This window comes from Enterococcus aquimarinus (assembly GCF_001885765.1).
Lineage (GTDB): Bacteria > Bacillota > Bacilli > Lactobacillales > Enterococcaceae > Enterococcus_I > Enterococcus_I aquimarinus.
In genome coordinates, this window is record NZ_JXKD01000001.1 from 136,877 (window position 1) to 154,812 (window position 17,936).

Sequence of the window (17,936 nt, forward strand, 5' to 3'; positions counted from 1 at the left end):
TCGTCATAAAAAGAGAATTTTCGTTAAAAAACGCCTTTTTTTTATCGCTGAAAATGAAGAATAGCTAAAAAAGTGCGAAAAATTGGTTAAAAATCTATACAAGAAAGCTCCTCTTTTGTTACAATGTAACAGAAGTGAGAAAAGGAGGTCTAGTGATGAAACATTCTCAGCTAGTAGCAATCATCAAACGCTTAGAAGCGATGATTGAAGCACAAGATAATGAGGTACAAATTCGACGTTTTGAAAAAGAAGGCGTAGAACAATGTATCGTAAGTTATGATCATTCAACTGAAACATTCGAATTAACGGATAGCCAAACAAAACAACCTTACCAGTTCGATAACATCGACATGGTAGCGATTGAAATTTACGATTTAATTCAATAAGAAAAACTGAAAGGAAATGATTCATTCATTTCTTTTCAGTTTTTTTTAATAGAGGAGGGGCTGGATTTGATTCGCCAAATCGATTTAAACAATATCGCTCAAGCGAAAGCTGTTTACGAGCTCCAACAGCTCGCTTATAGCGTGGAAGCAACTTATTTAGGTACGCGTGACATTCCGCCTTTACAAGAGACCTTTGAGGCGTTTCAAACGTGCGACGAAGTGTTTATTGGATATGAAAAAGAGGGTGTCCTAGTTGGTGTCTTAGGGTATTGCATAAAAGATGAGGTTATTGATATTCATCGTTTATTTGTTCACCCTGCATTTTTTGGTCAACAGATTGCTCGAGCGCTTCTTCAAGAGGTAGAGCGCCATGTCCACCGCAAAGTGGTGGTGATGACAGGAAGTCAAAATCAACCAGCCGTTCGCTTTTATTTAAAGCAAGGCTTTGAACTACTAAAAGTGGTTGAGACCTCGACGAATCTTTCGTTGAGCTTTTTTCAAAAGAAACCAAGAGACTAGTAGAGTAAGAGACAGCGGTTTAAGGGTTCATCAGGCAGCCTGTTGTCTCTTAACTACGAGCTTGACTCATCGTCGAATCGATAAGCGCTGTACCTAATGTTGTGATATACTTTGAGCGAATATTTTGGTTAATGAAAGACATCAAATGATGGGCAAATGAGGTTGTTGAATGGTTTGATTTTCAAAATAAAAAAGTAAAAAAAACGAAATAAATTCTAAAAAAAAGAGACAATTTTAAAAATATACTTGCAATTAACATGATTTTAAATTATAGTTTGATTGTCAAACGATTTGACTATCAAACTAATTGGATGGTGATGGTAAACATGCGACCTGATTTTGAAAGGATCAACGATTTATTAGTAGAGGTTTTTAATGATATTTTGGTTATCGAAGAATCAGAACTAAGGAAATCCCGTTTTAATGATTTAACGATTACTGAAATGCATACACTCGAAGCGATTGGGATGTATCGTAAGAAAACCACTTCTGAAGTTGCGAAAGAACTTTCAATAACTGTCGGCACTTTAACCACTGCTGTTAACCGTTTGGTGAAAAAAGACTATGTTGAACGCATTCGTAGTGAAGACGATCGACGAGTTGTCAAATTATCGTTGACGAAAAAAGGAAAATTATTGTATCGTGTCCATCAAAGCTTTCATCGTCAAATGATTGAAGCAATCTTGGTAGATATGGAGAAAGATGAAGCTGCTGCTTTGTTAAAAGCATTAGGGAATCTTCATCATTTCTTACAAGAATATAAGTGAGAGTATACGAATGATGAAATTTGGTAAAATTACAGCAACAGCGAGTTATGTGCCTGAACAAATCGTCACAAACGATCAATTAGCACAAATTATGGATACAAGCGATGAATGGATTTATTCGCGAACAGGCATCAAAGAACGCCATATTGTCACAACGGAAAATACGTCAGATTTATGTATTGAAGTTGCCAATCGTTTACTAGCGAAGAGTCAAACGAAACCAGAAGAAATTTCGTTTATTATCGTTGCTACGATGTCACCGGATTATCATTCACCGTCAGTTGCTTGTCTTGTACAAGGTGCAATAGGGGCAACAAACGCCTTGGCATTTGATCTTAGTGCTGCTTGTGCGGGATTTGTTTACGCGTTATCGATGGGTGAAAAATTGATTCGGACAGGTTCAGGTAAAGGACTTGTGATTGGCGGCGAAGTGATTTCCAAAGTCTTAGATTGGCAAGATCGTTCAACTGCCGTTTTATTCGGTGATGGGGCAGGAGGCGTGTTACTCGAGCCTGTTGAACAACAACACTTGCTAAAAGAAAGCATTCACGCAGATGGGTCACGCGCGATGTCATTGACATCAGGCTATGTGAACGCTCATAACAATCCGTACGGTCACGCTCAACCTCCGCAAAATGCCTGCTTATCCATGATCGGTCGTGATATTTTTGACTTTGCGACAAGAGATGTGGTTCAAAGCCTCGCAGCATTAATCGAAGGTGAAAAAGAGCAGATTGATTACTTTCTTTTGCATCAAGCAAATTCACGGATCTTAGATAAGATTGCGCGCAAGTTGCAAATCGATCGCTCAAAATTTTTACAAAACGTTGAAAAATACGGCAATACTTCTGCAGCTACGATTCCGATTTTATTAGATGAAGCAGTCGCAGCAGGAACAATCGTATTGGGAGACAATCAAACAGTGGTTCTTTCAGGTTTTGGTGGCGGCTTAACATGGGCATCCGTGTTACTGACACTCTAAACTTGTAGACATATAAATTTAAAAAAATAAAAACATATAATATTGGAGGAATTTTAAATGGTATTCGAAAAAATTCAAGGAATTATTGCAGAAGAATTAGGTAAAGAAGTGGAAGAAGTAAAATTAACAACAAACATCCAAGAGGATTTAGAAGCGGATAGCTTAGATTTATTCCAAATCATCAACGAAATTGAAGATGAATTCGATGTGAAAATCGAAACAGAAGACGGTATTACAACTGTTGAAGATTTAGTTAAATACGTAGAAAAACAACAAGCATAATCGTAAAGGCTGGGCCAAAAGCCTGGCCTTTCCTTTTAGCCATAATCAATGAAGAAACGTTGAATCCATTCGAATACATATTTAAAAATCAACGAAGTCTTCAGAAATCCTAAAGGAGATTGAAATGAAAAGAGCTTTTTTATTTAGTGGTCAAGGCGCACAGTACGTTGGGATGGGGCAAGAGCTTTATGAACAAGAACCAATTGTCCGTGCGACTTTTGAAGAAGCAAGTCACGCTTTAGGGTATGATGTTGCCGAACTCTGTTTTACTGAAAATGAACGTTTAAATCAAACAGAATATACGCAACCGGCGATTTTAACGGTTAGTATTGCTTTTTGGCGTTTGTTACAAGAAAAAGGGTATCAAGCCGATGTTGTCGCGGGTCTCAGCTTAGGAGAATATTCTGCACTAGTAGCCAGCGGTGCCCTTGATTTTAAAACGGCAGTAACACTCGTAGCCAAACGTGGCGCTTTTATGGCGACTGCTGCGCCACAAGGAACGGGAAAGATGGTTGCAGTTATGAATACGCCGATTGAGGTTATCGAAGAAGCTTGTCAAAAAGCCAGTGCTATCGGAATTGTGTCACCAGCAAATTATAATACGCCACAACAAATCGTGATTGGCGGTGAAGTGGCGGCAGTTGAGCAAGCGATGGCTTATTTGACCGAAGCAGGAGCGAAACGGATGATTCCATTGAATGTCAGTGGTCCCTTTCACACGGCTCTTTTAAAACCCGCTGCAGAAAAATTAAAGCGCGAGTTGGACACTGTTTCCTTTCAACCAATGACGATACCGGTTATTAGCAATACAACGGCGCAAGTCATGCAAGAGGATCAAGTAAAAGAATTGTTAGAAAAGCAAGTCATGTCACCGGTTCGTTTTTATGAAAGTATTGCTACCTTAAAAGATTTAGGGGTGGAACAAGTCGTAGAAATTGGACCTGGCAAAGTGTTGAGCGGCTTTATGAAAAAAATTGATAAAACCATGACGGTTACTCGTTTAGAAGACAGTCAGACACTGGCTGATACGTTAAAGGTTTTGGCTTAGGAGGCTATGATGGATTTAAAAGGAAAAGTAACTTTCATCACAGGAAGTACGCGTGGAATTGGTTTAGCAATCGCAAAAGCTTTTGCACAAGAAGGCGCGAATATTGTCTTAAATGGTCGTAGTGCGATTTCAGCAGAACTCATTGCGGAAATTGAAGCATTTGGCGTGCAATGTATTGGGGTGTCAGGTGATATTTCTGACTTTGAAGAAGCGGGCAGAATGATTCAAGAAACCCAAGAAAAGCTCGGTCCTATTACGATTTTAATCAATAATGCAGGGATTACGAATGATAAATTGATGCTACGAATGAAACCAGAAGAATTTGATCAAATCTTGAAAATTAATTTAGTGGGAACCTTTAACATGACGCAACAAGTCTTGAAAAAAATGTTGAAACAACGTGAAGGGGCCATCATTAATTTATCGAGCGTGTCAGGCTTAATTGGCAATGTCGGTCAAGCAAACTATGCGGCAAGTAAAGCAGGAGTGGTTGGGTTTACAAAATCCGTTGCCAGAGAAGTAGCACCGCGTGGGATTACGTGTAACGCGATTGCACCTGGATTTATTCAAACCGATATGACGGACGTATTATCAGATAAAGTGAAAGAACAAGTCACACAAAATATTCCATTACAACGCTTTGGTCAAGTTGAAGATGTTGCGCAAACGGCCATTTTCTTAGCGAAGAATCCATATATTACCGGTCAAGTCATCAATGTTGATGGCGGCTTAGTGATGCACGGATAAGAAAGGGGAACAAAAGATGAATCGAGTAGTAATTACAGGTTACGGAGTGACATCTCCGATTGGCAATACACCAGAAGAATTTTTAGCAAGCTTAAAAGAAGGAAAAAATGGGATTGGCCCGATTACGAAATTTGATGCAACAGCTACAGGGATTTCGGTAGCAGGAGAAGTCAAAGATTTTCCGTTAGAAAAATACTTTAAGAAAAAAGACACGAAACGCATGGATATGTTTTCGATTTTTGGTATTTATGCTGCATTAGAAGCACTTGAGATGGCAAATCTAACGGCTGATCAAATGGATGCGGATCGCTTAGGCGTGATGGTTGGATCAGGAATTGGCGGATTACCAACAATTCAAGATCAAGTCACACGAATGAATGACCGGGGAGCAGCCCGCGTATCTCCAATGTTTGTTCCAATGTCCATTGTCAATATGGTAGCTGGGAATATTGCGCTTCGTGTCGGCGCGAAAGGAATCTGTACAACGACCGTAACGGCTTGTGCTTCAGGAACGCATTCAATTGGAGAAGCATTCCGTAATATTAAACACGGCTATTCAGATGTCATTTTAGCGGGTGGTTCAGAAGCAACGATTTGTGAAATCGGCATTGCCGGTTTTGCTTCACTTACGGCACTTACGACAGCAACAGATCCCGATAAAGCTTCCACTCCATTTGATAAAAATCGTAGTGGTTTTGTCATGGGAGAAGGCGCAGGGATTTTTGTGATGGAATCACTGGATCATGCTCTGGCTCGTGGCGCGAATATTTTAGGAGAAGTTGTCGGTTACGGCGCAAACTGTGATGCTTATCATATGACCGCACCAAATCCTGATGGTTCGGGTGCAGGAAAAGCGATGAAACTAGCGATGGCAGAAGCAGGTGTTCAATCAAGTGAGATTGGCTATATTAATGCTCATGGAACAAGTACGCCGGCTAATGATAGTGCGGAAGGAACGTCGATCAAATATGGTTTAGGCGAGGACTACAAAGGCGCGTATGTCAGCAGTACGAAATCAATGACAGGTCATTTATTAGGGGCAGCTGGAGGCGTTGAGGCGATTGCATCTTTACTTGCGTTGCAACACCAATTTATCCCACCGACCATCAATGTGACGGAAAAAGATCCTGAGATTGATTTAAATCTCGTTATCAATGACAGTATCGAAACAAAATTAACGTATGCAATGAGTAACTCATTAGGTTTTGGTGGCCATAATGCGGTTATTTTAATGAAACGTTGGGAGGCTTAATCATCGTTATGGAACAAAAAGAACTTATTGAACTGTTACACTTAGTCGGACAATCCAATTTAATGGAATTTCATTTAAAAGATGGTGGCTTTGAACTTTATTTAAATAAAAATACGATGTCAAGAAGTCAATTAACCTCTTCGGCACCAGCGGCTCAAATGCCTGTTGCTTCATCCGTAGGGAACGAGGCAGCAGCAACTGTACAAACACCAGTCCAAGTCGCTACTGAAGCACCTGTTGCGGTAGAAAAGGCGCCAGTAGAAGAAGTTGCGGGTAAAAATATTGTGTCACCGCTCGTGGGTGTTGCTTATTTACAACCTTCTCCGGACAAACCAAACTTTAAAAAAGTTGGCGATAAAGTAACTAAAGGTGAAGTGGTGTGTATCATTGAAGCGATGAAAGTCATGAACGAAATTACAAGTGATGTAACCGGTGAAATCGTGGCTGTTCTGATTGAAAATGAACAAGTGATTGAATTCAATCAACCATTATTCCGTGTGAAGGAGGAAGCATAACATGACACAATTAAACATTCAACAAATTAAAGAAATTATTCCACATCGCTATCCGATGTTGTTAATCGACCGTGTGGAGGAACTCATTGATGGCGAGAAAGTCATTGCTAAGAAAAATGTCACAATCAATGAGCCGTTCTTTCAAGGTCATTTTCCTCATGAACCAGTGATGCCAGGTGTGCTAATTGTTGAAGCGATGGCCCAAGCAGGAGCGGTTGCTTTATTATCTTTAGAACAATTCCGTGGGAAAACAGCGTATTTTGGTGGGATTGACAAAGCAAAATTCCGACAAAAAGTGACACCGGGTGATACACTGATTTTAGAAGTCGAAATTATTAAAGTGAAATCTTCTGCTGGAATTGGCAAAGGAATCGCTCGTGTGGATGGCAAGAAAGTTGCCGAAGCAGAATTAACGTTCATGATTGGATAGGTGACCTATGTTTTCAAAAATATTAATTGCAAACCGTGGTGAAATCGCTGTTCGAATTATTCGCGCGTGTCGCGAACTCGGAATTCAAACAGTCGCGGTTTATTCAGAAGCAGATAAAGATGCGCTCCATACAGAATTAGCAGATGAAGCCATTTGTATTGGACCGGCGAAAGCAGCCGATTCTTATTTAAACGTCCAACAAATTTTAAGTGCCGCCATTGTGACAAAGGCTGAAGCGATTCATCCAGGATTTGGTTTTTTATCTGAAAACAGTCGTTTTGCAGCGATGTGCGAAGAGTGCAATATTGTCTTTATTGGCCCAAAAAGTCAAACAATTGATGATATGGGCAATAAAATTAATGCACGCCGTTTAATGATTGAAGCGGGTGTCCCGGTAATTCCAGGAAGCGACGGCGCATTATCGACCGTTGAAGAAGCCTTGACGATTGCCAATGACATCGGATATCCCGTGATGCTAAAAGCAGCAGCCGGCGGTGGTGGTAAAGGAATTCGTAAAGTGCTCTCAAAAGAAGAATTACCGCAACATTTTGCTTCTGCTCAGCAAGAAGCAAAAGCGGCTTTTGGAAATGATGAGATGTATATTGAAAAAATCATTTATCCAGCGCGTCATATCGAAGTCCAAATTTTAGGGGACCACTTTGGCCATGTGATTCACTTAGGCGAACGGGATTGCTCCTTACAAAGAAATAATCAAAAAGTTTTAGAAGAAGCACCGTCAGTCGCAATCGATCACACGAAACGTCAAGCAATCGGAGACGCGGCGGTCCGTGCGGCCAAAGCCGTTGATTACCGTAATGCCGGAACAATCGAGTTTTTAATGGATGAGTCGGGGGACTTTTATTTCATGGAAATGAATACCCGCATTCAAGTGGAGCATCCGATTACAGAGATGGTAACCGGGATTGATCTTGTGCAAAAGCAATTAGAGATAGCAAGTGGGGAACCGCTGAACATCCAACAGTCGGAGATTAACATTTCTGGACATGCGATCGAGTGTCGTATTAACGCTGAAAATCCGGCCTTTAACTTTGCGCCTTCTCCAGGTAAGATTACGAACTTGTTTTTACCTGGTGGCGGTATGGGATTACGTGTCGATAGTGCGATGTACTCAGGATACACGATTCCGCCATTTTACGATTCGATGATTGCCAAAGTCATCGTGCATGCAGAGACGCGCTTTGAAGCGTTAATGAAAATGCAACGTGCGCTCGGGGAATTTGTAACAGACGGTGTGACGACGAATGTTGAGTTCCAGTTGGATTTAATCAGTGATCCTAAAGTAATTGCCGGCGACTATACGACTGCCTTTTTACAAGAGGAATTTTTGCCGAATTGGACGCCTGAAAACTAGGAGGAGGTCGTGTTATGGCTTTATTTAAAAAGAAAAAAAACTATATCCGAATTCGTCCAAATCGCGATGAAACACCGACAGAAGGGCCATTCGTTCCGGATGACATGTGGGCGAAATGTCCGAGTTGTAAACATACCTTGTACACCAAAGAAATGGGTGCTGAAAAGATTTGTCCAAACTGTGGCTATAATTTTCGCATTACGGCACGGGAACGACTCGCCTTGACGGTGGATGACAATAGTTTTACAGAATGGGACACGGATATTCAGACAAAGGATCCATTAGACTTCCCTGGTTACTTAGAGAAAGTAAGTCAGATGCAAGAAAAAACAGGGTTACACGAAGCTGTTTTGACGGGGGAAGCGACGATTGGCAGTCACGCGATTGCGCTTGGTATTATGGATTCACATTTCATTATGGGAAGCATGGGAACCATCGTGGGTGAAAAAATTACGCGTCTTTTTGAAAAAGCACTCGAACAACAACTACCGGTCGTGATTTTTACGGCTTCCGGTGGGGCTCGGATGCAAGAAGGGATTTTTTCATTGATGCAAATGGCGAAAATCTCGGCGGCGGTCAAACGTCATCACCAAGCTGGTTTGTTTTATTTGACGGTCTTAACGGATCCGACAACAGGCGGTGTGACAGCTAGTTTTGCGATGGAAGGCGATATTATTTTGGCTGAACCGCAAGCATTAATCGGTTTTGCCGGACGTCGTGTCATTGAACAAACGATTAAGCAAGAGTTGCCAGAAGACTTTCAAAAAGCGGAATTTTTACTCGAACATGGCTTTGTCGATCAAATCGTACCTAGAACCCAGTTGCGACAACGGATTTTAGATCTAATCAACATACACACAATGAAAGGGTGGAAAAATCATGACTAGAACAGCACATGAAATTGTTCAAATCGCGCGTTCAAAGGATCGGTTGACTGCCTTGGATTATTTTGAAAAAATATTTGATGAGTACCAGGAATTTCATGGTGATCGCTTATTTTCTGACGATGAGGCTGTCGTTGGAGGCGTCGCATTATTAGACAATAAACCCGTGACGGTGATTGGGATTCAAAAAGGACGGAATTTGCCCGAAAATTTACGGCGTAACTTTGGTTCACCGCATCCGGAAGGGTATCGTAAGGCGTTACGCTTAATGAAACAAGCAGAGAAGTTTCAGCGGCCTGTCATCACGTTTATCAATACAGCCGGCGCATTTTGTGGGATTGGCGCAGAAGAACGTGGCGAGGGTGAAGCAATCGCGAAAAATCTCCTCGAAATGTCCGATTTGAAAGTGCCAATTATTGCGATTATTATTGGAGAAGGCGGTAGTGGTGGCGCCTTAGCCTTAGCTTTGGGCGATGAAGTGTGGATGTTAGAACACTCCATTTACGCGATTTTATCACCTGAAGGCTTTGCTTCTATTTTATGGAAAGACGGTAGTCGAAGTGTAGAAGCTGCTGAGTTGATGAAAATCACGGCACGTGAATTAAAAGAATTGGGCGTCATTGAACGTGTCATTCCTGAGACGTTCCGTGGCGAGCCCTTGACGCAAGCAGCCATCGTGAAACGCTTGAAGGCTGATCTGATTTATAAGTTGAAGGAACTTTCCAGTAAAGAGCTTCCGGAACTCCTGGAAGCCAGATACCAACGTTTTAGAAAATATTAAAGTAAACAGTAGTCAAGGCAAAGACGTACGTTTTTCCTTGACTACTGTTTTTATAATGCTTATTATAAAATGTAGCGCTCTAAATAATCGTTGGAGGAGAGATAAGATGACAGAGGTAAAATTTTGTCGCGACTCAAGAGTCATTCAAACACACCGGATTTTCCCGTTTGATTTAAATCCTTTTGGCTTTTTATTTGGTGGAAAATTAATGACGTTAATCGATGATGCTGCATCGATTTCTGTGAGTCGTCATTGTCGCAGAGGTGCGGTGACTGCTTCATTAGATCAATTGAATTTTTTAAAACCCCTTCATTCGAATCATTCCGTGTGTATTGAGACCTATATTTCGGGAGTGCATCGCAAATCAATGGAAGTCTTCGTCAAAGTCATTGGCGAAAACCTCGTTACAGGAGAACGTTATTTGGCCGCAACGAGTTTTATGACGTTTGTGGCAATTGCATCCCATATGAATGAAGAAAAAATCTTTGTGCTACCACAAGTCCTACCAGAAACAGAAGAAGAAATGAATGTTTGTGCCGGTTATGAAGAACGTCGCAAACACCGATTAATCGAAAGAGAAGCACATAAAAAACTGTCGGAAGGGCTTTCAGTTGATCTTCCGTGGGGATAATCTGTTTTTTTTTCAAATTTGAAAACTTTTCACTATATTTCAGAAAGTTTTTTTGTTATAATTACTCGTCGAATGTAATGCCAAAAGAAAAAAGGAGCAAACTTAATTGAAATACAGAAATAACCTTCGCAACGTTGCGATTATTGCCCACGTAGACCATGGAAAAACAACACTCGTGGATGAATTGTTAAATCAATCAGATTTAGCAAATAAACGCGGGGAAGCGAAATCAATGGATTCAAACGCGCTTGAACAAGAGCGTGGAATTACCATTTTAGCGAAAAACACCGCCGTGGACTATAAAGATGCTCGTATTAATATCTTAGATACCCCTGGACATGCCGATTTTGGTGGAGAAGTTGAACGAATCATGAAAATGGTTGACGGTGTTATTTTAGTCGTCGATTCTTATGAAGGTACAATGCCACAAACCCGTTTCGTATTAAAAAAAGCATTGGAACAAGGAGTTACGCCAATCGTCGTTATCAATAAGATTGATAAACCGTCTGCGCGTCCGGCTCATGTTGTCGATGAAGTATTAGAATTATTTATCGAACTAGGTGCTGAAGACGATCAATTAGATTTCCCAGTGATTTATGCGTCTGCTTTAAACGGTACATCTAGTTTATCTGATAACCCAGAAGACCAAGAAAAAACAATGAGCCATGTGTTTGATACTATTTTAGAACATATCCCAGCGCCTATTGATAATAGCGACGAGCCATTACAATTCCAAGTATCATTACTTGATTATAATGACTACGTTGGTCGTATCGGAATTGGTCGCGTTTTCCGTGGAACTATTCGTGTCGGCGATCAAGTGTCATTAATTAAACTTGACGGAACTGTGAAAAACTTCCGCGTCACAAAATTACTTGGTTTCTTAGGATTCGACCGTGTCGAAATTCAAGAAGCGAGTGCAGGGGATTTAATTGCCGTTTCAGGAATGGAAGATATCTTCGTTGGGGAAACCGTTACACCGGCTGACCATCAGGAAGCACTTCCAATCTTACATATTGACGAACCAACACTACAAATGACATTCCTTATTAATAACTCACCATTTGCTGGTCGTGAAGGAAAATTCGTAACGTCTCGTAAAATTGAAGATCGTTTAATGGCAGAATTGCAAACAGACGTTTCTCTACGCATTGAACCAATCGGTCCGGATTCTTGGATTGTTTCTGGTCGTGGTGAACTTCACTTATCTATTTTAATTGAAAACATGCGTCGTGAAGGTTATGAATTACAAGTTTCTCGTCCAGAAGTGATTCAACGTGAAATTGATGGCGTGAAATGTGAACCATTTGAACGTGTTCAAATCGATACGCCAGAAGAATACTTAGGTTCGGTTATTGAATCTTTAGGAAATCGTAAAGCAGAAATGCAAGATATGATTAATACAGGAAACGGTCAAGTACGGATTATTTTCTTAGCGCCAGCTCGTGGCTTAATCGGTTATACGACAGAGTTCTTATCATTGACACGTGGTTATGGTATTTTCCACCACACGTTCGATCAATATTTACCGATGATCCAACAACAATTAGGCGGACGTCGTCAAGGAGCTTTAGTATCGATTGACACTGGTAAAGCGACAACATATTCTATTATGAGTATTGAAGAACGTGGAACCATTTTTGTGGAGCCAACAACAGAAGTGTACGAAGGCATGATCGTTGGGGAACACTCTCGTGAGAATGACTTAACTGTTAACATTACAAAAGCGAAACAAATGTCGAACGTTCGTTCAGCAAATAAAGACCAAACATCAGTTATCAAAAAACCACGTCGTTTAACGTTAGAAGAATCATTAGAGTTCTTAAACGAAGATGAGTACTGTGAAGTAACACCACAAAACATCCGTTTACGTAAACAAATCTTAAACAAAGCGGAACGTGAAAAAGCAACGAAGAAAAAGAAAAAATCAGAATAAACTAGTTGATGCTTTAATAAATAAAAAAGGAGAGAACCTCACAAGGGTTTTCTCCTTTTTTATAGGCCTTTTTTGGTGATGATTGAAAGCGAATGTGTCATTATTTACTTAGTAGATAAGTTGTCTTCAATCATCACGAAAGAATGAAACAAAAAACAAGTGATACGAGCTTGCAATGTTCGGCTTTAGCCTGGGCGAAACATCACGGTTTTTTGAGGGAAATCGATAGCGAAAAAGAAGCATTCCGCTTTTTTTGTGGGTAACTTCTTTTAGAATTAAGTGAAAGGTTGATAGACAAGCTTTTCGAAAAACGAGATTTAGTAATTACGCAAAAATTTGTTTCATATTTTATCTTTGTTTCACGAATGATAAAAATCATTTTTCTTGAAAAGTTCCAAGGAATAAACAAAAAGTTTGTGCTATAATAATGAAACGAATAGATAAAAGGAGGGTATTGAAATGACATCATCTTCCGAAAATAAGGCGAGGTCGATCCTCGAGGAAGAAGCAAATCGGATTCGTCTTTTGATTAAAAATCAAAAAAATACGCTTTGTATCGCTCACTGTAAAGCTTTTGAAGAAGTTGTTGATACGCAAATGTATGGTTTGTCGCGTCAGATTGCCTTTGCAATCTCTCTAGAAGCCATTACAAATACCGAAGGTCAACAATTATTGAGTGATTTAGAACGTGATTTGGACAGGATGTATCACGAAGTCTTTTCCGAAAGAAAAGAAAAAGAAATAGGTAAGGAGGTTTAGCCTTGCCAGGGAAACTAAAAAAGCATCATTTATTAGATTTAGGAATCTTAATTCCTTACTTGATTCTTAGTGTCATCGGGCTGATGATGGTCTATAGTACGACGACCTATGTCCAACTTGTAATAGGTGAAAACACGGCGAAGAGTGCCATTTCGCAGTTAGCCTTTTGGATTGTCAGTTTAATTGTCATTACGATTATTTATAAAATGAAATTAAATTTCATTAAGCAAAAAAGTTTAGTCATAACGGCGATGGTTATCATTACCGTGCTGTTAATCCTTGCTTTTTTCTTTAATAAGGTGAATGGTAGCTGGGGATGGATTCCCATTCCCGGAGTTGGTACGATTCAACCAGCCGAGTTTTTAAAAATCATTGTTGTTTGGTTTTTAGCTGTTATTTTGTCTAATAATCAAAACAATGTGCACGAGGGACAATTGTTTCATACGATTAAAGGTTCTCTTGCTGCTATCGTGTTTCAAATTATTCTATTAGGAATCTACCCCGATTATGGGAATGCAGCGATTATCGTTTTGTTGGTGATGGTCGTTCTTTTAACAAGTGGTGTCAATTTCCGCTTAACTATCCTAACAGGTGCACTATCCGTGGTAGGTAGTGTGGTTGTAGTTTGGTTTGTCAATGGTATTGGGAAAGCGTTAGTCCCAGGTCACGTTGCAGATCGCTTTGCGGCCTTCCGTAATCCTTTTGAGTATGAGTATGATTTAGGTCATCAGCTTATTCAAGGATACTACGCAATGTTCAATGGCGGGTTATTCGGACGTGGCTTAGGAAACAGTATTCAAAAAAATGGCTTTTTAAAGTTTGCTCATACCGATTTTGCTTTTGCAATTGTCGTGGAAGAGTTAGGTTTAATTGCCGCCATCGCTATTTTAGGTCTGCTTTTTTATTTAATTGCCCGTATTTTGTTGATTGGCATACGAGCAAATGACCCGTTTAATAGCATGATGTGTTTGGGTATTGGCGTATTATTTTTAGTTTCAGTCTTCGTTAATTTAGGAGGCATTACTGGAATCATTCCATTGACGGGGATTACGTTCCCATTTATTAGTCAGGGTGGATCAAGCTTATTGATGTTTTCGATTTGTATCGGCTTTGTATTAAATATCAGCGCGGATGAAAGAAGAAAACAATATCAATTGATTTAAAGATAAAAGAGGAGTGGTTAGATGAAAAAAGTATTAGTCGCAAACCGAGGAGAAATTGCAACACGAGTCTTTCGAGCGTGTTCAGAGTTAAATATTAAAACAGTAGCGGTGTACGCACAAGAAGATGAATATTCTGTGCATCGTTTTAAAGCAGATGAGGCGTATGTTGTTGGTAAAGGAAAACGCCCGATTGATGCTTATTTAGATATTGAAGATATTATTCGAATTGCCAAAGAATCAGGGGCAGAAGCGATTCACCCGGGTTACGGTTTTCTATCAGAAAATTTAGAATTTGCTAAACGTTGTGAAGAAGAAGGCATTATCTTCATCGGTCCAACACCGTATCATTTAGATATTTTCGGCGACAAAATCAAAGCGAAAGAAGCGGCAATTGCAGCGGGCATCCAATCGATTCCGGGTTCCGAAGATCCAATCGAAACAGTTGATGATATTTTAGCATTTGCGAATCAATCAGGTTATCCGATTATGATTAAAGCGGCTCTTGGTGGTGGCGGACGTGGAATGCGTGTGGCCCACAATGAAGAAGAAGCAAGAGAAGGTTACGAACGAGCGAAAAGTGAAGCAAAAGCCGCTTTTGGTAGCGATGAAGTCTATGTTGAAAAATATATTGCGCAACCAAAACATATTGAAGTTCAAATTTTAGGAGATGCTCATGGTAATGTGATTCATTTGTTTGAACGTGATTGTTCTGTTCAACGTCGTCACCAAAAAGTCGTGGAAGTTGCCCCTTGTATTTCAATGGACGATGACCAACGTGCAGAAATTTGTAACGCGGCAGTTCAATTAATGCGTCATGTTGGTTACGTGAATGCTGGAACGGTAGAATTCTTAGTTGAAGGCGATCAATTTTACTTTATTGAAGTAAATCCTCGTGTTCAAGTAGAGCATACCATCACAGAAATGATTACGGATATCGATATTGTGACAAGCCAAATTTTAATTGCGCAAGGCAAAGACTTACATAAAGAAATCGGGATTCCAACACAAGATCAATTAACGTTTGAAGGTTCAGCAATTCAATGCCGGATCACAACGGAAGACCCCTTAAATCAATTTATGCCAGACACTGGAAAAATTGATACATACCGTTCACCAGGTGGTTTTGGCGTTCGATTAGACGTCGGAAATGCTTACGCAGGTGCAGTCGTTACTCCTTACTTTGATTCCCTCTTAGTAAAAGTATGTACGCACGGCGCAACCTTTGAACAAGCCATTGGTAAAATGGAACGTTGCTTAAAAGAATTCCGAATTCGTGGTGTTGAAACGAATATTCCGTTTATGCGTAACGTGGTGAAACATCCGACATTCCGTTCAGGAAATGCAGCAACGACCTTTATTGATACGACTCCTGAGTTATTTGAGTTCCCCCGGACGAGAGACCGCGGAAACAAAACGATGAAATATATTGCTGAGATTACGGTAAATGGCTTCCCGGGTATCGAAAAACAACGCAAGAAACATTTTGATTTACCTCGTGTACCAAAAGTGTTAGAGACGTTACCGACTTCTATCGTGACGGCTAAAAATATTTTAGATACAAAAGGTGCGGATGCAGTAACGGAGTGGATTAAAGAACAAAAAAATGTCTTATTGACGGATACGACATTCCGGGACGCGCATCAAAGTATTTTAGCAACTCGTGTCCGGACAACGGACTTTGCGAAAATTGCGACTCAAACAGAACAAGCGATTCCACAACTTTTCTCAAGCGAAATGTGGGGCGGCGCAACGTTTGATGTCTCTTATCGCTTCCTAACAGAAGATCCATGGGAAAGATTACGACTACTACGTAAAAAAATGCCAAATACGTTACTACAAATGTTATTCCGTGGTTCAAATGCGGTTGGTTATTCTAATTATCCAGATAACGTGATTGTGGAATTTATTAATGAAGCAGCAAGTCAAGGAATTGACGTTTTCCGTATTTTCGATAGCTTAAACTGGATTCCTCAAATGGAAAAAAGTATTCAAGCGGTTCGTGATGCCGGTAAGATTGCAGAAGCGGCGATTTGTTATACTGGTGATATTAATGATCCAAGTCGTGCGAAATATAATGTGCAATATTACATCGATATGGCAAAAGAATTACAAGCACTAGGAGCTCACACGATTGCGATTAAAGATATGGCGGGATTATTAATGCCTCAAGCATCTTATCGTTTAATCAGCGAATTGAAGTCTGCGATTGATATTCCAATTCATTTACATACACACGATACAAGTGGTAATGGGATTATTACGTATTCAGCAGCTGTAACAGCTGGTGTCGATATCGTCGACGTGGCGATGAGTGCGATGAGTAGTAACACGAGTCAACCAAGCTTAAGTAGTTTGTATTTTGCACTCGTTAATGGAAATCGTGTTCCAGATGTTGACATTAAAAAAGTTCAAAAATTGAATCATTATTGGGAAGATGTTCGTCAATACTACGCACCTTTTGAAAATGGCTTAAATGCGCCACAAACAGAAGTGTACTTACATGAAATGCCAGGTGGTCAATACTCGAACTTGCAACAACAAGCCAAAGCAGTTGGTTTAGGCGAGCGTTGGGATGAGATTAAAAATATGTACCGCGAAGTGAATATGATGTTTGGTGATATTGTGAAGGTAACGCCTTCTTCTAAAGTTGTCGGCGATATGGCACTCTTTATGGTACAAAATGATATTACTGAAGAAGATATTTATGCGCGTGGACATGAAATGAGTTTCCCTGATTCCGTGATTAGCTTATTCCGTGGCGATTTAGGTCAACCAGTTGGTGGCTTCCCAGAGAAATTACAAAAAATTATTTTAAAAGATCGTGAAGCATATACTGTCCGTCCTGGGTCACTAGCAGCGCCAATCGACTTTGAAGAAGTGAAACAAGAACTAACCGATTTAATTGGCTATGAACCGAAGAAAGAAGAAGTGTTAAGTTACTTAATGTACCCTGAAGTCTTCTTAACGTACCGCAAAGCGTATGAAAGCTTTGCTGATGTCAAAGTACTCGATACACCAACATTCTTTTATGGAATGCGTTTAGGTGAGCGAATCGATGTTGAAATCGAAAAAGGAAAAGTATTAATTATTCGCTTAGATGAGATTGGTGAACCCGATATTGAAGGAAACCGAAACGTCTTCTTTAACTTAAATGGTCAACGTCGTGAAGTGTTAGTCAAAGATAGTTCAATTAAGAGTCAGGTTCAAGCGAAACGCAAAGCAGAACCGACGAATAAAGAACATATTGGAGCAACCATGTCAGGCTCTGTGCTAGAAGTCCTTGTAAGCAAAGGGGATAAAGTAAAACGTGGCGAAACGCTACTTGTGACGGAAGCGATGAAGATGGAGACTGCGATTGAAGCTCGTTTTGATGGCGTCGTTGAACGCATCCATGTGTCAGCTGGGGAACCAATTGCTTCAGGTGATTTATTAATGGAAGTAAAAGAAAAATAGTAAAAAATGAAAGAAGAGGAGGCGCGTAA

The 17,936-nt window shown here is 40.2% G+C and carries 18 protein-coding genes; all 18 read left to right on the forward strand.

All coding sequences use genetic code 11. From position 1 onward, the window contains the following. Positions 1-155: 155 nt before the first annotated feature. The 18 genes from RU93_RS00690 (at position 156) to RU93_RS00775 (ending at position 17,907) form a co-directional block, all read left to right on the forward strand. A complete protein-coding gene (locus RU93_RS00690) occupies positions 156-386 on the forward strand; it encodes a YkuJ family protein (protein ID WP_071873690.1) in 231 nt (76 codons plus the stop codon). Positions 387-452: 66 nt separating this feature from the next. Continuing rightward, complete coding sequence (locus tag RU93_RS00695; protein WP_071873691.1) at positions 453-905, forward strand: GNAT family N-acetyltransferase; 453 nt, start codon at positions 453-455, stop codon at positions 903-905. A gap of 326 nt (positions 906-1,231) precedes the next feature. Further along, a complete protein-coding gene (gene fabT / locus RU93_RS00700; RefSeq protein WP_071873870.1) occupies positions 1,232-1,672 on the forward strand; it encodes a fatty acid biosynthesis transcriptional regulator FabT in 441 nt (146 codons plus the stop codon). Positions 1,673-1,682: 10 nt separating this feature from the next. Beyond that, positions 1,683-2,654 (forward strand): beta-ketoacyl-ACP synthase III, encoded by a 972-nt coding sequence (locus tag RU93_RS00705; protein WP_071873692.1) that lies wholly within the window; start codon positions 1,683-1,685, stop codon positions 2,652-2,654. Between the two features lie 57 nt (positions 2,655-2,711). Beyond that, positions 2,712-2,936 (forward strand): acyl carrier protein, encoded by a 225-nt coding sequence (locus tag RU93_RS00710; RefSeq protein ID WP_071873693.1) that lies wholly within the window; start codon positions 2,712-2,714, stop codon positions 2,934-2,936. 124 nt (positions 2,937-3,060) lie between these two features. Further along, on the forward strand, positions 3,061-3,984 hold the full coding sequence (gene fabD / locus RU93_RS00715; protein WP_071873694.1) for an ACP S-malonyltransferase: 924 nt from the start codon (positions 3,061-3,063) through the stop codon (positions 3,982-3,984). A 9-nt stretch (positions 3,985-3,993) separates the two neighbouring features. Then, positions 3,994-4,731, forward strand: a complete 738-nt coding sequence (gene fabG, locus RU93_RS00720; protein WP_071873695.1) for a 3-oxoacyl-[acyl-carrier-protein] reductase — start codon at positions 3,994-3,996, stop codon at positions 4,729-4,731. Between the two features lie 16 nt (positions 4,732-4,747). Further along, on the forward strand, positions 4,748-5,983 hold the full coding sequence (gene fabF, locus RU93_RS00725) for a beta-ketoacyl-ACP synthase II (RefSeq protein ID WP_071873696.1): 1,236 nt from the start codon (positions 4,748-4,750) through the stop codon (positions 5,981-5,983). Between the two features lie 8 nt (positions 5,984-5,991). After that, positions 5,992-6,498 (forward strand): acetyl-CoA carboxylase biotin carboxyl carrier protein, encoded by a 507-nt coding sequence (accB, locus tag RU93_RS00730; protein ID WP_071873697.1) that lies wholly within the window; start codon positions 5,992-5,994, stop codon positions 6,496-6,498. A 1-nt stretch (position 6,499) separates the two neighbouring features. Next, positions 6,500-6,928: a 3-hydroxyacyl-ACP dehydratase FabZ gene (gene fabZ, locus RU93_RS00735; protein ID WP_071873698.1), complete on the forward strand. Its 429-nt coding sequence runs from the start codon at positions 6,500-6,502 to the stop codon at positions 6,926-6,928. Positions 6,929-6,935: 7 nt separating this feature from the next. Beyond that, the gene (locus RU93_RS00740) at positions 6,936-8,300 is read left to right on the forward strand and encodes an acetyl-CoA carboxylase biotin carboxylase subunit (RefSeq protein ID WP_071873699.1); all 1,365 of its coding nucleotides are present in this window, start codon (positions 6,936-6,938) and stop codon (positions 8,298-8,300) included. Positions 8,301-8,314: 14 nt separating this feature from the next. After that, positions 8,315-9,187, forward strand: a complete 873-nt coding sequence (accD, locus tag RU93_RS00745) for an acetyl-CoA carboxylase, carboxyltransferase subunit beta (protein WP_071873700.1) — start codon at positions 8,315-8,317, stop codon at positions 9,185-9,187. After that, positions 9,180-9,965 carry an acetyl-CoA carboxylase carboxyl transferase subunit alpha gene (locus RU93_RS00750; protein WP_071873701.1) on the forward strand — a complete coding sequence of 262 codons (786 nt, stop codon included), beginning with the start codon at positions 9,180-9,182 and terminating at the stop codon, positions 9,963-9,965. Before accD ends, RU93_RS00750 begins: the two co-directional genes overlap by 8 nt. A 106-nt stretch (positions 9,966-10,071) precedes the next feature. Next, entirely contained in the window at positions 10,072-10,596 is a 525-nt protein-coding gene (locus RU93_RS00755; protein WP_071873702.1) for an acyl-CoA thioesterase, read from the forward strand. Between the two features lie 106 nt (positions 10,597-10,702). Beyond that, positions 10,703-12,532 carry a translational GTPase TypA gene (gene typA, locus RU93_RS00760; RefSeq protein WP_071873703.1) on the forward strand — a complete coding sequence of 610 codons (1,830 nt, stop codon included), beginning with the start codon at positions 10,703-10,705 and terminating at the stop codon, positions 12,530-12,532. A 459-nt stretch (positions 12,533-12,991) separates the two neighbouring features. Next, positions 12,992-13,291 (forward strand): DUF1507 family protein, encoded by a 300-nt coding sequence (locus RU93_RS00765; RefSeq protein ID WP_071873704.1) that lies wholly within the window; start codon positions 12,992-12,994, stop codon positions 13,289-13,291. A 2-nt stretch (positions 13,292-13,293) separates the two neighbouring features. Then, a complete protein-coding gene (locus RU93_RS00770) occupies positions 13,294-14,454 on the forward strand; it encodes an FtsW/RodA/SpoVE family cell cycle protein (protein ID WP_071873705.1) in 1,161 nt (386 codons plus the stop codon). A gap of 21 nt (positions 14,455-14,475) precedes the next feature. Then, positions 14,476-17,907 (forward strand): pyruvate carboxylase, encoded by a 3,432-nt coding sequence (locus RU93_RS00775; RefSeq protein WP_071873706.1) that lies wholly within the window; start codon positions 14,476-14,478, stop codon positions 17,905-17,907. Positions 17,908-17,936: the final 29 nt, after the last annotated feature.

What these genes read in the sequence shown, in the direction of transcription:
- RU93_RS00740 (WP_071873699.1), top strand. Translation starts at nt 6,936, where the DNA reads ATGTTTTCAAAAATATTAATTGCAAACCGTGGTGAAATCGCTGTTCGA.
- RU93_RS00690 (WP_071873690.1), top strand. Translation starts at nt 156, where the DNA reads ATGAAACATTCTCAGCTAGTAGCAATCATCAAACGCTTAGAAGCGATG.
- RU93_RS00750 (WP_071873701.1), top strand. Translation starts at nt 9,180, where the DNA reads ATGACTAGAACAGCACATGAAATTGTTCAAATCGCGCGTTCAAAGGAT.
- accB (WP_071873697.1), top strand. Translation starts at nt 5,992, where the DNA reads ATGGAACAAAAAGAACTTATTGAACTGTTACACTTAGTCGGACAATCC.
- RU93_RS00755 (WP_071873702.1), top strand. Translation starts at nt 10,072, where the DNA reads ATGACAGAGGTAAAATTTTGTCGCGACTCAAGAGTCATTCAAACACAC.
- RU93_RS00765 (WP_071873704.1), top strand. Translation starts at nt 12,992, where the DNA reads ATGACATCATCTTCCGAAAATAAGGCGAGGTCGATCCTCGAGGAAGAA.
- fabZ (WP_071873698.1), top strand. Translation starts at nt 6,500, where the DNA reads ATGACACAATTAAACATTCAACAAATTAAAGAAATTATTCCACATCGC.
- RU93_RS00710 (WP_071873693.1), top strand. Translation starts at nt 2,712, where the DNA reads ATGGTATTCGAAAAAATTCAAGGAATTATTGCAGAAGAATTAGGTAAA.
- fabG (WP_071873695.1), top strand. Translation starts at nt 3,994, where the DNA reads ATGGATTTAAAAGGAAAAGTAACTTTCATCACAGGAAGTACGCGTGGA.
- fabF (WP_071873696.1), top strand. Translation starts at nt 4,748, where the DNA reads ATGAATCGAGTAGTAATTACAGGTTACGGAGTGACATCTCCGATTGGC.
- RU93_RS00705 (WP_071873692.1), top strand. Translation starts at nt 1,683, where the DNA reads ATGATGAAATTTGGTAAAATTACAGCAACAGCGAGTTATGTGCCTGAA.
- fabT (WP_071873870.1), top strand. Translation starts at nt 1,232, where the DNA reads ATGCGACCTGATTTTGAAAGGATCAACGATTTATTAGTAGAGGTTTTT.
- RU93_RS00775 (WP_071873706.1), top strand. Translation starts at nt 14,476, where the DNA reads ATGAAAAAAGTATTAGTCGCAAACCGAGGAGAAATTGCAACACGAGTC.
- fabD (WP_071873694.1), top strand. Translation starts at nt 3,061, where the DNA reads ATGAAAAGAGCTTTTTTATTTAGTGGTCAAGGCGCACAGTACGTTGGG.
- accD (WP_071873700.1), top strand. Translation starts at nt 8,315, where the DNA reads ATGGCTTTATTTAAAAAGAAAAAAAACTATATCCGAATTCGTCCAAAT.